Origin of the sequence: Nocardioides epinepheli (genome assembly GCF_037936805.1) — a bacterium.
GTDB lineage: Bacteria > Actinomycetota > Actinomycetes > Propionibacteriales > Nocardioidaceae > Nocardioides.
This window is the reverse complement of sequence record NZ_JBBMMC010000002.1, coordinates 266,512-279,213: the sequence shown is the minus strand read 5'-3', so window position 1 is coordinate 279,213 and position 12,702 is coordinate 266,512. Positions and strand designations below refer to the sequence as shown.

17 protein-coding genes are annotated in these 12,702 nt (G+C 71.8%); 5 read left to right on the top strand and 12 right to left on the bottom strand.

Annotated elements, in window-relative coordinates:
- Nucleotides 1-6: 6 nt before the first annotated feature.
- A complete protein-coding gene (locus WMR31_RS04725) occupies nucleotides 7-315 on the bottom strand; it encodes a hypothetical protein (protein WP_340537618.1) in 309 nt (102 codons plus the stop codon).
- Nucleotides 316-357: 42 nt separating this feature from the next.
- Entirely contained in the window at nucleotides 358-786 is a 429-nt protein-coding gene (locus WMR31_RS04720; protein WP_340537617.1) for a molybdenum cofactor biosynthesis protein MoaE, read from the bottom strand.
- An 87-nt stretch (nucleotides 787-873) separates the two neighbouring features.
- Here WMR31_RS04720 and WMR31_RS04715 point away from each other — a divergent pair, with 87 nt between their 5' ends.
- On the top strand, nucleotides 874-2,268 hold the full coding sequence (locus tag WMR31_RS04715) for a zinc-dependent metalloprotease (protein WP_340537616.1): 1,395 nt from the start codon (nucleotides 874-876) through the stop codon (nucleotides 2,266-2,268).
- A complete protein-coding gene (locus tag WMR31_RS04710; RefSeq protein WP_340537615.1) occupies nucleotides 2,265-2,894 on the top strand; it encodes an NUDIX hydrolase in 630 nt (209 codons plus the stop codon). Before WMR31_RS04715 ends, WMR31_RS04710 begins: the two co-directional genes overlap by 4 nt.
- Nucleotides 2,895-2,972: 78 nt before the next feature.
- On the opposite strand, the gene WMR31_RS04705 is transcribed toward WMR31_RS04710, so the two are convergent.
- From WMR31_RS04705 to WMR31_RS04695, 3 genes are all read right to left on the bottom strand, one after another.
- The gene (locus tag WMR31_RS04705) at nucleotides 2,973-3,497 is read right to left on the bottom strand and encodes a M48 metallopeptidase family protein (RefSeq protein ID WP_340537614.1); all 525 of its coding nucleotides are present in this window, start codon (nucleotides 3,495-3,497) and stop codon (nucleotides 2,973-2,975) included.
- 9 nt (nucleotides 3,498-3,506) lie between these two features.
- Nucleotides 3,507-4,559, bottom strand: a complete 1,053-nt coding sequence (locus WMR31_RS04700) for a PHP domain-containing protein (protein WP_340537613.1) — start codon at nucleotides 4,557-4,559, stop codon at nucleotides 3,507-3,509.
- Between the two features lie 318 nt (nucleotides 4,560-4,877).
- On the bottom strand, nucleotides 4,878-5,672 hold the full coding sequence (locus tag WMR31_RS04695; RefSeq protein ID WP_340537612.1) for an enoyl-CoA hydratase/isomerase family protein: 795 nt from the start codon (nucleotides 5,670-5,672) through the stop codon (nucleotides 4,878-4,880).
- 156 nt (nucleotides 5,673-5,828) lie between these two features.
- Between WMR31_RS04695 and WMR31_RS04690 the strand changes: the two genes are divergently transcribed.
- Together WMR31_RS04690 and WMR31_RS04685 are read left to right on the top strand one after the other, a co-directional pair.
- Entirely contained in the window at nucleotides 5,829-5,987 is a 159-nt protein-coding gene (locus WMR31_RS04690; RefSeq protein ID WP_011754982.1) for a DUF5679 domain-containing protein, read from the top strand.
- Between the two features lie 119 nt (nucleotides 5,988-6,106).
- Complete coding sequence (locus WMR31_RS04685; protein ID WP_340537611.1) at nucleotides 6,107-6,895, top strand: hypothetical protein; 789 nt, start codon at nucleotides 6,107-6,109, stop codon at nucleotides 6,893-6,895.
- 125 nt (nucleotides 6,896-7,020) lie between these two features.
- Here WMR31_RS04685 and WMR31_RS04680 read toward each other — a convergent pair whose 3' ends face one another.
- From WMR31_RS04680 to WMR31_RS04660, 5 genes are all read right to left on the bottom strand, one after another.
- On the bottom strand, nucleotides 7,021-7,185 hold the full coding sequence (locus WMR31_RS04680; protein ID WP_340537610.1) for a hypothetical protein: 165 nt from the start codon (nucleotides 7,183-7,185) through the stop codon (nucleotides 7,021-7,023).
- A gap of 151 nt (nucleotides 7,186-7,336) precedes the next feature.
- Nucleotides 7,337-7,558: a putative WhiB-interacting protein gene (locus WMR31_RS04675; RefSeq protein ID WP_510182515.1), complete on the bottom strand. Its 222-nt coding sequence runs from the start codon at nucleotides 7,556-7,558 to the stop codon at nucleotides 7,337-7,339.
- Entirely contained in the window at nucleotides 7,555-7,890 is a 336-nt protein-coding gene (locus WMR31_RS04670) for a WhiB family transcriptional regulator (RefSeq protein ID WP_340537608.1), read from the bottom strand. Before WMR31_RS04670 ends, WMR31_RS04675 begins: the two co-directional genes overlap by 4 nt.
- A 194-nt stretch (nucleotides 7,891-8,084) precedes the next feature.
- Nucleotides 8,085-8,348, bottom strand: coding sequence for a hypothetical protein (locus tag WMR31_RS04665; protein ID WP_340537607.1), 264 nt, complete (start codon nucleotides 8,346-8,348; stop codon nucleotides 8,085-8,087).
- A gap of 160 nt (nucleotides 8,349-8,508) precedes the next feature.
- A complete protein-coding gene (locus WMR31_RS04660) occupies nucleotides 8,509-10,590 on the bottom strand; it encodes an ATP-dependent helicase (protein ID WP_340537606.1) in 2,082 nt (693 codons plus the stop codon).
- Between the two features lie 210 nt (nucleotides 10,591-10,800).
- Between WMR31_RS04660 and WMR31_RS04655 the strand changes: the two genes are divergently transcribed.
- Entirely contained in the window at nucleotides 10,801-11,043 is a 243-nt protein-coding gene (locus tag WMR31_RS04655; protein ID WP_340537605.1) for a mycoredoxin, read from the top strand.
- 3 nt (nucleotides 11,044-11,046) lie between these two features.
- Here the strand turns inward: WMR31_RS04655 and nudC are convergent, their stop codons facing one another.
- Together nudC and WMR31_RS04645 are read right to left on the bottom strand one after the other, a co-directional pair.
- Entirely contained in the window at nucleotides 11,047-11,958 is a 912-nt protein-coding gene (gene nudC / locus WMR31_RS04650) for an NAD(+) diphosphatase (RefSeq protein WP_340537604.1), read from the bottom strand.
- Nucleotides 11,959-12,072: 114 nt separating this feature from the next.
- Nucleotides 12,073-12,588: an RICIN domain-containing protein gene (locus tag WMR31_RS04645; protein WP_340537603.1), complete on the bottom strand. Its 516-nt coding sequence runs from the start codon at nucleotides 12,586-12,588 to the stop codon at nucleotides 12,073-12,075.
- Nucleotides 12,589-12,702: the final 114 nt, after the last annotated feature.

Below are 12,702 nucleotides of genomic sequence, written 5' to 3'. Positions count from 1 at the left end.
GCTACCTCACGAGGCTCGGCGGCGCTCCTCGACAGAGGCCTGGGACGACGTCGTGGCGGGCCGGTCCGGCGCTCGGTCGGGGCGCCGGATCGCCACACCGGAACTGCGGTCTCGCGGCGCCTGCGGTGCGGCGTAGCCCTGGACGGCGGGGCGCCGGCGCAGCACGCCGCGGCGTCGTCCGTCGAGGACGGCACCCAGGCGACGCAGGGCGACCTCGCGGTCGACCTCGCCGCGGCCCTCACGCCCCAGCCACGACACCCACAACATCGCGGCCACGGTGACCACGATCGGCGGGACGAGCCAGAGCAGGACCATGACTGGAGCCTAGGGCGGCCACCGCCACGGGCAGTGGATCTCCTACGGCGTGCCGACCCACTCCTCGCCGCCGTCGGTGAAGCGCTGGTGCTTCCAGATCGGCACCCGGTCCTTGAGGGTGTCGATGAGGTCGCGGGAGGCGTCGAAGGCCACCCCGCGGTGGGCGGCCGCGGCGCCGACCACCACCGCCAGGTCGCCGATGGCCAACGAGCCGACCCGGTGGATCGCCGCGACACCGTGGACCTCGTGCCGTGCGGCGACCTCCTCGCACACCTCGCGCAGCCGGTCGAGCGCGCTCGGGTGGGCGGAGTACTCCAAGCCGGACACGCCGCGACCGCCGTCGTGGTCGCGCACCTTGCCGACGAACAGCGTCACGCCGCCGTCGACCGACTCGTCCAGCTGGTCGAGCACGTCGTCGACCACCAGCGGGGTCTCTCGGATCTCGACCAGACGGACCGCACCTCGGCTCACCCGCGCCACGGTAGACCACTCGATCCACGCCGAGTCGGCTCGGATGTTCGCCGACTCCCTTGGGGAGGACGGCGTACCGTGGTGGTCATGGCCGAGACCCCCGACGACAAGCCCGGCGACGACCAGCCGAACCCGTTCAAGGGCACCCCGTTCGAGCAGTTCTTCTCCGGTGGCGCGATGAACTTCGGCGCGATGCCGGACCTGGGCCAGCTCTTCGGCCAGATCCAGGCCATGATGCAGCCCTACGACGGCCCGCTCAACTGGGACGCCGCGGTCGATCTGGCCCGCAAGAGCGTCGCGCAGCAGCCCGACCCGACGCCGAGCGCGAAGGAGTCCGACGCCGTCGCCGACGCGCTGCGCCTGGCCGACCACTGGCTCGACGAGGCCACCGAGTTCCCCTCCGGCATCACCTCCACCGCGGCGTGGAGCCGCGCGGAGTGGATCGTCGGCACGCTGGACGTGTGGAAGGTGCTGGTCGAGCCGGTCGCGGAGCAGTCGACCAAGGGGCTCGCGGGTGCGCTGCCCGCGGAAGCCGCGGCCCAGGCCGGCCCGCTCCTCGGCATCATCGGCAAGGCGGTCGGCGCGATGCTGGCCAACCAGGTCGGGTCCGGCATCGGCGAGCTCGCCGGCGAGGTCCTCACGGCCTCCGACATCGGCCTCCCCCTCGGTCCGGCCGGCAAGGCGGCACTCGTCCCCACCAACGTCGCCGCCTTCGCCGAGGGCCTCGACGTCACCGAGGACGACGTCCGCCTCTACCTCGCGCTGCGCGAGGCGGCCCACCAGCGGCTGTTCGCCCATGTGCCGTGGCTGCGCGATCACCTCATCGCCGCCGTCACCGACCACGCTCGCGGGGTCGAGCTGAACGCCGAGACCCTCCAGCAGCGCCTCGAGGAGCAGATGCGGGGCGTCGACCCCAGCGACCCGTCCTCGATGCAGCAGCTGCTCGAGGGGGGGCTGTTCGAGATGCCGCAGTCCCCCGCCCAGGCGGCGGCCCTGGAGCGGCTGGAGATCGCGCTCGCGCTGGTCGAGGGCTGGGTCGACGAGGTCGTCGGCCAGGCCACCGAGAAGCGGATGCCGGCGGCCGCGAAGCTGCAGGAGGCCGTGCGTCGGCGTCGGGCCGCGGGTGGACCGGCCGAGCAGACCTTCGCCTCGCTCGTCGGGCTCGAGTTGCGCCCGCGCCGGCTGCGGGACGCGTCCACGCTGTGGGGCTCGCTGCGCACCCGGCAGGGCACCGAGGCGCGCGACGGCGTGTGGCTGCACCCCGACCTGCTGCCGACCTCGGCCGACCTCGACGACCCGCTCGGCTTCCGTGAGGATGCCGCGGCGCCCGACGACCTCACCGAGGACGACTTCGACGCCGAGCTGCGCAAGCTGCTCGACGGCGACGACCCCTCGTCGAAGGACGCCGAGACCGACGACGTCAAGGGCGATGACGCCGGGACCGAGGACACAGGTCCGGACGACGGCGCCGACCGCGGGTGAGCCTGCACGACGACGCCGTCGCGGTGCTGACCTTCTGGGCACCGCCCGACGACGTCCAGGCGCGCCTGCGCGACCGCTACCTCGCGCGGCTGGACGCGGCATCGGACGCGATGACCCGAGACTCGCGTCCCGAGCACCTGACCGCCAGCACGCTGGTGTTCGATCCGGAGTGCGCAGGGGTCCTGCTCACCCTGCACGCCAAGGCGAAGCGGTGGTTCCAGTTCGGTGGCCACCCCGAGGCGGACGACGCCACCCTCCTCGACGCGGCCCGGCGTGAGGCGGTCGAGGAGTCGGGTCTGGCTCCCGGCGACCTCGACGTCCACCCGTGCCCGGTGCGGCTCGACGCGCATCCCGTGCCCTTCTGCGGCCCGGACGGCGACGTGTGGCACCTCGACGTGATGTACGCCGCCGTGGCCCGGCCGGGCGCGCGGCACGCGGTCAGCGAGGAGTCCCTCGACGTCGCCTGGTGGCCCGCCGACGACGTGCCGAACCCCGAGCTGGTCCCCTTCGTCGCCGCCGCGAGGAAGGCGCTCGCAGCTCAGCCTGGATCCGCCGATTATCGGCTTGGCGAGCGTCACCAGATGGGTGCGATGGCAAGGCGCGGTCGCGAACGGCGGTCTGGTTGACCGTCGAGCGGCCGCAACGCCGCCAGCGTGCTCATATGGTGGCGCGTAGCAGGCGAGAATCGGTGAATCCAGGCTGTCTCAGTCGGCGTCGTCGAACTCGACGGGGGGCGACACCCGCGCGGCCTCGGACCAGCCGAGCAGATAGCCCTTGGCCCGCTCGGCGCGCGGATAGCGATCGACCCACGCCCAGAACCGGGCGTCGTGGCCGGGCTCGAGCAGGTGGGCCAGCTCGTGGACAATCACGTAGTCGAGCACCCACGCCGGCATCGCGCGGAGCCGCTCGGAGAGTCGGATCGTGCGCTCCCCCAGCGAGCAGGACCCCCAGCGCGCCGTCTGGTTGGAGACCCAGCGCACCGACTCCGGCACGGCGAGCCCACCCAGATGCTCGTCACTGAGCCGCAAAGCCCGCGCGAGCAGCTCCTCGTCGGTGAGGTGGGTGCGCTGCTCGGCCCGCTCGATGCGCGCGACCATCGTCTCGACCCACTCGGTCTCCTCCTCGGCCGAGAAGGATGCCGGGATGAGCACGACGATCCGGTCGCCGTCGCGATAGGCCGAGACCGTGCGTCGGCGGCGCTTGGACCTGCGCACCTCGACGTCGGCCATGCCCCGACCCTACTGACGTGCCCACTCCACGAGCCGCTCTCGCGGCCAGGTGTTGATGATTCGGTCGGGCTCGATCCCGGCGTCCTCGGCCCGTTCAGCGCCGAGGACGAGGAAGTCGAGCTGCCCCGGCGCGTGAGCGTCGGAGTCGATCGAGAACAGGCAGCCGGCATCACGCGCCATCGCGAGCAGCTCTGACGGGGGGTCGCGGCGCTCGGGCCGCGAGTTGATCTCCACGGCGACGTCGTGCTCGGCGCAGGCCTCGAACACCGCGCGGGCATCGAAGCTCGACTGGGCGCGGGTGCCGCGGTTGCCGGTGACCAGACGGCCGGTGCAGTGGCCCAGCACGTTGGTGTGCGGGTTGCGGATCGCGCCGATCATCCGGCGGGTCATCGGCGCCGGGTCCATCTTCAACTTCGAGTGGACGCTGGCCACGCGGACCTCGAGGCGGTCGAGCATCTCGGCGGACTGGTCGAGGGAGCCGTCGTCGAGGATGTCGACCTCGATCCCCTTGAGCAGCCTGAATCCGCTGTCGCGCCCCTCCCCTGTGCCGCCGAGATGCTCGTTGACAGCGTCGACGACGCCGAGCTGGCGCTGGAGCCGCTCGGCGCTCAGCCCGCGAGCGACCTTCAGTCGCGGCGAGTGGTCGGTGAGCACGAGGTAGTCGTGCCCGAGCTCGATGGCGGTCATCGCCATCTCCTCGATCGGGGATCCGCCGTCACTCCAGTCGGAGTGGGAGTGGCAGTCGCCGCGCAGGGCGGCGCGGATCGTCGCACCTCCTGCGGTGAGCGGCCCGGCGTACTGCGTCTCGAGCTGGGCGAGTCGCTCGGGCAGCTCGCCGCGCACCGCGGCGGCGATGACCTTCGCCGAGCTGGCCCCGATCCCGGGGAGATCGGTGAGCGTGCCCTCCTCGACGGCCCGGGCGACGTCGTCCTCGGGCATCGGCAGGATCGTCGCGGCGGCACCCCGGAAGGCCTTGACCTTGTAGGTGTCCTCGCGGCCGCGTTCGAGCAGGAAGGCGATGCGTCGCAGCGCGGCGACCGGACCCTCGTCGTAGTCGCTCATCTTTTTCTTCCTCCACAGCCTGGGTAAGACGATCTCCGCAGGTCAGAGCAGCCTACGGGGTCGGGGCGGCGGGTCGTCGTCCACAGGGTGTGGGAGACCGGTCCGGCGCGTATCCACGGCTTCACCGGCTTCTCCACAGGCTCCTTCACAGGGTTATCCACAAGGTGGGCCGCGGCCGCGTTGACCTCGACCCGCCCCCGTCTCTAGCGTGTGCCCCAGTGGCCCTCGGGCCGTCGAGGTGACACTCGCAAGGGGAAGGCAAGTGTCGCCGACGCGGCGCGAGGGCCCTACTGCTTCCGGGGGCGAACCCGGGACCGGTCACCGCCCCCGGAACACGGGTGCGCGACGCTCGCGCGCGGCCCGCAACCCCTCGTGGAGGTCGTCGGTGGCCAGGGTCACCGGTTGGGCCAGCGCCTCCCACTGCAGCGCGGACTCGAGGTCGGGGTGCCCGCCGCCGGCCAGCGCGAGCTTGGTGAGCCGGCTGGCTATCGGCGCGGTGGCGGCGATCTCGGCGGCGGCCGCCAGCGACTCCTCCAGGAAGGTCTCGGGCGCGATCACCCGCGAGACCAGACCGAGCCGCAACGCCTCGTCTGCCTCGACGATCCGTCCGGTGAGGAACAGGTCGCGCGCGGCGGCCGACCCGACGACGTCCGGCAGCAGCGCGGTGCCGGCCATGCCAGGGTGAAGGCCGAGCTTGACGAAGGGCACGCCGAGCTTGGCGCCGGACGCCGCGAACCGGAGGTCGCAGGCCAGCGCCATGCACAGCCCGGCGCCGATCGCCGCGCCGTTGAGGGCAGCGATCGTGGGCACCTCCAGGCGCCGGATCGAGAGCCAGGCGCGGTAGAACGGGAGCATCCGGGTACGCAGGTCGTCGACGGTGGCCTCCGGTTCGCCGGCCAGCCAGGCGGTGTCGCCCCCGGAGCAGAAGGCGGTGCCCTCGCCGGTCACCACCACGGCTCGAACGGTCGGGTCCTCGGCCAGCTCGTCGATCGCGGCGACCCACGAATCGGTCATCGGCCCCGACATCGCGTTGCGCTGGTCGGGGTTGTCGAGGACGAGCAGGGCGACGCCGTCCGAGGGACGCTCGAGGCGCAGATGGGTCAGCTCAGGCATGTTCGGCACCCTACTGACCGGGCCGGGCCGCCCCGAGCGCTCGGGCGTGGCTTCCGGGCGCGTCGCGGGCGGTGCCATAGGGTCGAGAGTGGCGCAGCGGGCTTCCCCGACCTCCCCGCGCGGTGTGTACGGATCGACGACGTCAAGGAGGCCGCGATGGCGGAGACCTGGAGCGGTGAGTTCTACTGCGTGAAGTGCAAGGAGAAGCGCGAGGCCGAGGGCGAGGTGAAGGTGAACGACAAGGGCACCCGGATGGCCAAGGCCGTCTGCCCGGTCTGCGGCACCAACCTCAACCGGATCCTCGGAAAGGCCTGAGGCCGGCGAAGAACCACTGTCACTGACCGCGACTCCCGGGCGGGGTCGCGGTCAGTGGTGCGTTCGGGCCCTGTGGATGACCGCAGCGGGAGGAGCCGCGCTCGTGTGAGGCTCGGGCGATGACCAGCCCGAGTCCGCGGCTCCGCCCCGGCGTCCACGTGGTGATCCGCGACGCCGACTACGTACAGGTCGGGCTCGACCCACCGGCGCGGGTGATCGCGCGACGCCGTCCCGACGTCGCCGAGGCCCTCGAGTGGCTCACCACCGGCTGGGCCGATGCGGGCTTCGAGCAGACCCCGGCCACCGAGGCCCTGCTCCGAGATCTCGCGGCCGCGGGCCTGCTGGCCGCCGCCGGCGTCTCGACGGGCCGGTCGCGCCGAGCGCGCGGCACGGTCCGGCTCATCGAGCGTGGCCTCGATCTCGACACCCTTGCCGGACTGCTGGAGCTCAGCGGCGTGCGGGTGAGCGCACGCGCGCCGGTCCCCGATCTGTACGTCGTCGCCGCGCCCGGACCGCTCCCCCGCGCGGCCCTCGACGACTGGCTCAGCGAGGGCGCTCCACATCTGGTCATCGCCGGCACCGGTCACCCCGGCAGCCTGCGCCTCGGTCCGCTGGTCGAGCCGGGCGTGAGCGCGTGCCTGCGGTGCGTCGATGCCCACGAGTCGCAGCTCGACCCGCGTCGTCCGCTGGTCCTGGAGCAGTTGGCCGCCCTCCCCGCGCCTGCCCCCGACCGCGCGTTGGCCGCGTTCGCACTCACCTGGGCCGCGCGCGAGGTCCTCGCCTTCCTGAGCGACCAGCGCCCGGTCACCTGGTCGGGCACCGTGGACCTCGATGGGCCTGCCCCCGTCGTCCGGACCTGGGAGCGGCACCCCTACTGCGGCTGCGCCTGGGACGTCATCCCCTACTGACTCCCTCCACCGCCTGTGCACAACTCGACGCTGACCCGTCAGCCATAGCAGACGGGTCAGCGTGAAATTGGCGCTGACCCGTCAGCTATAGCTGACGGGTCAGCGAAAATGGGAGGGTCGGGAGGTCACCAATACTCGCTGTCGAGCTTGCCCTCCATGGCGCGTAGGTGGGCGCGGGAGCAGGTGTCGCAGAAGCGGCGCTGACGGCCGTTCTCGACCGCCGTGCTCCAGGTGAGGGTCTCGGCCTCGTCGGCTTGGCGGCCGCAGAAGTCGCAGGTCAGCATCGCCATGGTCCTCATCCTAGTGTCGCGGCGAGCCCGGCGGATGGGGCGAGAACGCAGCGGAGCCGGGCACGACCTGGGGGTCGTGCCCGGCTCCTTGAAGGTCCACCCGCGATCTGGGTGCGCCCGGAGGTGACGGCCTCCGAGACGTCTGTGCTGCTTACAGAGCGCGAGCGAGGGCGAGGCGAGCCTGCTGCGCTGCGCGCTCGGCCCGACGGCTCAAGCGGCGAGCACGGGCGAGCTGGTGGCCGGCCCGCATCGACTGCGCCTCTCCCAGGCGCGCGGCCATCTGCGCGCGCGCCAGGTCTTCGGTCATGGTGTTCATGGTGTTACTCCGGTTCTGTCGGAAGTCTGGATGGGTGTGAGCGACTGCGGTCCTCATGCGACGGCGTCCTTGCGGGGCCGGCCCCGGGGCCGCTTGCGGGGAATGACCACTCCCTGGAGGAAGAGCTCACCGCCCCACACGCCCCACGGCTCGTTGCGGTCGAGGGCTCCGCCGAGGCACATCTCCCGCACGGGGCAGGTCTGGCACAGGGCCTTGGCGTACTCGACCTCGGCCGGGAGCTCGGCGAACCAGAGCTCGGGGTCGTTCACCCGGCAGGGCAGGAGCGCCTCGTCGACTCTGTCGGCCTCGTCGTGGAGGTCGCCGAGGCCGGCAGGGGTCTGGAACTCGAGGAGCTTGCCGTCGCTGCGGGTCAGAACGCTGATGGTCATCGTGTCACCTCTACTTCCTTGATCGCGGTGGGTGGGGCGGTGGTGAGGGTGCTGCTGCGCGGTAGCGCTGGTGGTGGGAAACATGTCCTCGACTTCGCTGGAGCGGGCGGTGCGGAGGTGCGGCAGAAACACAAAGGCCGCGGATCCCGGTGTTTTCGGGTTCCGCGGCCTGGAGGCTGCCTCTCTGTTGGGTCTCAACAGATGGGCGGACTCCAGGCATGGATCCCCGGGATGTAGGCGACAAAAGCCACGTGTCCCTTGAACGCCGTCGCCTTCCGGTCGCGCAGATCGCGCGCGGTCTCACGCAGGGTGAGACCGGTGGCCGGAACCTGGGCGACCTCACCGAAGGCGGCGAGGAGGCCGGTCGTGGGCATGGCGACAGGCATGGCGAAGGACGACGTCGGGCACTGGCTGATGCCGGTGCTGATGTCGTTGGTCATCTCGATCGTGTTGCTCATTCGGGCCACCTCCTTCGGTGCGGGCGGGCGCGGGCTTCGTCAGGGCCCTGATGCGCGGCTTGGCTGGTCGGGGAGAAACGTTACTGCTGCCCCGATGTAAGGAGCAAACTATTTAATGACTGTGTCGAGAATTTCTTTCGTCGACGTCGAGAACGGCCCTTCACGAGACCAGCTCCAGCAGGTCCTCGCCGTACTTCTCGAGCTTCTCTGGGCCGACGCCGCTGATCGCCAGCAGCGCCTTGGCAGTGGTCGGACGACGTTCGGCCACCGCCTCGAGGGTGGCGTTGCTGAAGACCATGAACGCCGCGATCTCCTCCTCGGCGGCCCGCTGCTTGCGCCACTCGCGCAGCCGCTCGAAGAGTGCCTCGTCGTAGGGAGCCGGACAGTCCGAGCATCGCGACCGGGACCGATCCGCACGCGAGAGCGGGGCGCCGCACTCGGCACAGGTGCGGGTGCCCTTCGCGCGCCGGGCGCCCCGGGACTCGGCCTTCGCCGACGCCGGCAGCAGCGGCTCGAGGAAGCGTGACGGCTTGCGGCGGGCGGCCTGTCCGGGGTTGCGGGCTGCGGCCCACGACAGCGCCAGCTCGGCCCGGGCGCGGGTCATGCCGACGTAGAGCAGCCGACGCTCCTCCTCGACCGCGGCCGGGGTCTGGGCGTAGGTGATGGGCAGGGTGCCGTCTTGCAGGCCGACGAGGAACACCGCATCCCACTCGAGGCCCTTGGCGGCGTGGAAGGTCGCCAGGGTGACGCCCTCGGCGACCGGCGCGTGCTGCTCGGCGGCGCGTCGGTCGAGGTCGTCGACGAAGGCGTTGAGCGGCTCCCCCGATTGGCCCGACTGGCCGGGCTGGCCCGACTGGCCGCCACCGTCGGCCGCGAACGCCTCGGCCTGGCTCACCAGCGCCTGCCAGGACTCCCAGCGGTCGCGGGTCTGCCCGCGCGCCTCGGGAGCCTGGGGTGTCCAGCCCATGCCGGACAGGGTGTCGCGCACGAGGTCGACCCAGGTGTCGCCGTCGGCCGGCCGGGCGCCCGACCGCGCCGCGCCCCGCAGGCGGGTGACGGCCTCGCGGACCTCGGGACGATCGAAGAACCGCGCCGCGCCGCGGATGACGTAGGGGATCCGCGCCTCGGTGAGCGCCTCCTCGTAGGCCTCGGACTGCGCGTTGATCCGGAACAGGACGGCGATCTCCGAGAGCGGGTGTCCGGCGGCGGCGAGCGCGGCGATGCGGCGGGCGACGTCGGTGGCCTCGGCGACCTCGTCGGGATGCCCGGTGTAGGACACCGCGGCGCCGCCCGGGCGCTGGGCCTTCAGCTCCACGCTGGTGCTGCCGGTGCCGGCCAGGAGCGTGTTGGCGGCACCGACCACCTGGGGCGTGGATCGGTAGTTGCGGACCAGCTCGATGGACGTGGTGCCCTCGTGCTTGCGCGGGAAGTCGCGCAGGTAGTCGGCGTTGGCGCCGGCGAAGGAGTAGATCGTCTGGGCCGGATCGCCGACCACGCAGAGCTCGTCGCGACCGCCGAGCCACAGGTCGAGGAGGGCCGACTGGAGCGGCGAGACGTCTTGGAACTCGTCGACGACGAACCACTTGTACTGACGCCGCACCTGCGCGGCGACCCGCTCGTCGTCGGCCAGGACGCCGGCGGTCAGCAGCAGGACGTCCTCCATGTCCATGCGCCCCTGCTCGCGCTTGACGTCCTCGTAGGCGGCGAGCACCCGTGCCACCTGCTCGACGTCGAGCTGGGCGACGCTGCGCCCGCGTGCGGTGGCGATCGCCGGGTAGTCGTCGGGGCGGACGTTGCTGACCTTGGCCCACTCGATCTCGGAGGCGAGGTCGCGCAGCATGGCTTGATCGGTGCGCATCCGCAGCTGGCGGGCCGCTCCCACGATGATCGGGATCTTCGACTCGGTGAGGGTGGGCAGCTCGGTGCCGTAGACGTGCGGCCAGAAGTAGCGCAGCTGGCGCAGCGCGGCGGAGTGGAAGGTGCGCGCCTGCACGCTGGGGGCGCCGAGTCGCCGCAGCCGCGCGCGCATCTCCCCCGCCGCGCGGGTGGTGAACGTGACGGCGAGTACCTCGGTGGGCACGTAGACGCCGGCCGCGACGCCGTGGGCGATGCGGTGGGTGATCGCGCGGGTCTTGCCGGTGCCGGCGCCGGCGAGCACCCGCACCGGCCCGCGCAGGGTCTCGGCCACCTCGCGCTGCTCGGGATCGAGCGCGTCGAGCAGATCGGCTGAGCTGGGCGGCACGGACACGACTCCTGGAGGCTGCGGGGACTGCTGGCAGATGAGGTCCGAGCGGGCGGGATCGGCCTCGCGTCCGAGACTAGACGCCGGCGCGGACAGCCCACGAACGACTTCCTCGGTCGGGCGCCGCGAGCGGGAACAACTCCGCCCGCGGTTTCGTTGACCCCGCACTGCGGACCCGCAAGCCACGAGGACGACGAGGACACCGAGCACATGACCTTCACCATGTACAGCACCCCCTGGTGCGGCTACTGCCACCGCCTCAAGGGACAGCTCGACCGCGAGGGCATCGCGTTCGAGGTGGTCGACATCGAGCAGCACCCCGAGGCCGCCGAGATCGTGGAGAAGGCAAACAACGGCAACCAGACCGTGCCGACGCTGGTCTACGCCGACGGCAGTGCCCAGACGAACCCGTCGCTGGCGCAGGTCAAGGAGAAGCTCGCCAGCCTCGCGTGAGCCTCACCAGCTGCCCGGGAGCGGGCCGCCGTACCAGTGCTCGATGAGCGAGCGACTGATCGAGACGCCGCCGGGCAGCACCAGCGTGCCGGCCGCCGTCTCCTCGCGCATCTGGGCGCGGGTCAGCCAGCGCGCCTCGGCGATCTCGTGCTCGTCGATGTCGATCGCGGTGGTCTTCGCCCGACCGATGAAGCCGAGCATCAGGCTCTGCGGCAGCGGCCAGGGCTGGTTGCCGAAGTAGGTGACGTCGCCGACGAGCACCCCGGTCTCCTCGGCGACCTCGCGGCGCACGGTGTCCTCGAGGCTCTCGCCGGGCTCACAGAAGCCGGCCAGCGTCGAGAGCCGGCCAGGTGGCCATTGGGGCCCGCGGCCCAGGAGGCACATCTCCTCGTCCGTCCCGGGCTCGCCGGAGCTGATCAGCATGATCACCGCCGGGTCGGTGCGTGGGAACTGCGCACGGCCGCAGGAGGTGCAGTGCAGCTCGTGGCCGGCCGAGCGCGGTTCGAGGGTGCCGGCGCAGCGCGGGCAGAAGCGGGTGACCCAGTGCCACTCGGCCAGCCCGAGCGCATGGAAGACCAGTGGCGCGTCGGCGGCGCCGTCGCCGGCCAGCCCCGGCAGCAGGCCGCGCAGCGGGTACCACTCCCCCTCCTGGGACGCCGCCGCCTCGGGACCGACGATCACCGCCCAGTACGTGTCGCCGTCCCGCTCGCCGAGCAGCACCCGGACGCCGTCGGGGGCGTCCGCGGTCGAGACCCACGGCAGCACGCCGTCGACCGGGCGGACCCTGGTGCCCGAGACGACCAGGACCCGCGAGGCCGGATCGGCCCATCGCCGTTCGAGCCAGTCCTGGTCGGTGCGGTGGACGCCGAGCCGGTCGTGCGGCGACGCGGCGAGCCGGAGGTGCGGATAGATCACCTCGTGAGCGTATCGACGCAGCGGATCGGAGGGGCGACCGCGCGGTCGCCCCTCCGATCCGACTTCGTCAGAGCCCGGTCAGAGCCCGGCTCGAGCAGCTGGGCCCAGCTGGGTTCAGTACCAGCTCTGGGACTCCGAGGCGTCGCAGCGAGCGGACCCGACGTCGTTGTCGCTGGCGGCGTTGATGCACTGGCCGCTGCGCTGGTTCTTGAAGCGGATGGTGCCATCGCCCCAGTGGGTGACGTAGAAGCTCTGCTCCTCCGAGGCGTCGCAACGAGCAGTGTCGAGGGTGCCCCCGCTGTCGTCGAGGCACTTGCCGCTCTCGCGGTTCTTCAGCCGCACCGTGCCGTCGGCCCAATGGGTCACGTGCCAGTCCTGCTCGTCGGTGCTGTCGCACCGATAGGTGTGCAGTGAGTCGGAGTAGTTGTCGAGGCACTTGCGGTTCGCCTCGTTCTTGTAGGTCTCATACGACGTCGCCACGGCCGCCTTGGAGGAGGTGCCGTGCGGCGACTCCGAGGCGTGGGCCGGGGCCGACCCGAGCAGGTTGATCCCGAGGAACAACGCAGCTGCGGTCAGGGTGGCTGCCAACATGGCGGCCAGCGTCGTGGCCTGCTTGATGGTCGTGCTCATGGAGTGGGATACCGATCCTTTCGTCCTGCAGTCGGATGCAGTGACACGATCTGTGTCGGACCTCGATCGTGGGACGGCACGCTCCGACCTGTCGCCGCTTTCGATCCTGATCGA

Coding starts and splice junctions, on each gene's coding strand:
- WMR31_RS04645 (WP_340537603.1), bottom strand. CDS start 12,588: ATGAGCACGACCATCAAGCAGGCCACGACGCTGGCCGCCATGTTGGCA.
- WMR31_RS04670 (WP_340537608.1), bottom strand. CDS start 7,890: ATGACCATCAGCGTTCTGACCCGCAGCGACGGCAAGCTCCTCGAGTTC.
- WMR31_RS04665 (WP_340537607.1), bottom strand. CDS start 8,348: ATGAGCAACACGATCGAGATGACCAACGACATCAGCACCGGCATCAGC.
- WMR31_RS04690 (WP_011754982.1), top strand. CDS start 5,829: ATGGCGGAGACCTGGAGCGGTGAGTTCTACTGCGTGAAGTGCAAGGAG.
- WMR31_RS04685 (WP_340537611.1), top strand. CDS start 6,107: ATGACCAGCCCGAGTCCGCGGCTCCGCCCCGGCGTCCACGTGGTGATC.
- WMR31_RS04705 (WP_340537614.1), bottom strand. CDS start 3,497: ATGGCCGACGTCGAGGTGCGCAGGTCCAAGCGCCGCCGACGCACGGTC.
- WMR31_RS04680 (WP_340537610.1), bottom strand. CDS start 7,185: ATGGCGATGCTGACCTGCGACTTCTGCGGCCGCCAAGCCGACGAGGCC.
- WMR31_RS04655 (WP_340537605.1), top strand. CDS start 10,801: ATGACCTTCACCATGTACAGCACCCCCTGGTGCGGCTACTGCCACCGC.
- WMR31_RS04695 (WP_340537612.1), bottom strand. CDS start 5,672: ATGCCTGAGCTGACCCATCTGCGCCTCGAGCGTCCCTCGGACGGCGTC.
- WMR31_RS04725 (WP_340537618.1), bottom strand. CDS start 315: ATGGTCCTGCTCTGGCTCGTCCCGCCGATCGTGGTCACCGTGGCCGCG.
- WMR31_RS04700 (WP_340537613.1), bottom strand. CDS start 4,559: ATGAGCGACTACGACGAGGGTCCGGTCGCCGCGCTGCGACGCATCGCC.
- WMR31_RS04715 (WP_340537616.1), top strand. CDS start 874: ATGGCCGAGACCCCCGACGACAAGCCCGGCGACGACCAGCCGAACCCG.
- WMR31_RS04675 (WP_510182515.1), bottom strand. CDS start 7,558: ATGAGGACCGCAGTCGCTCACACCCATCCAGACTTCCGACAGAACCGG.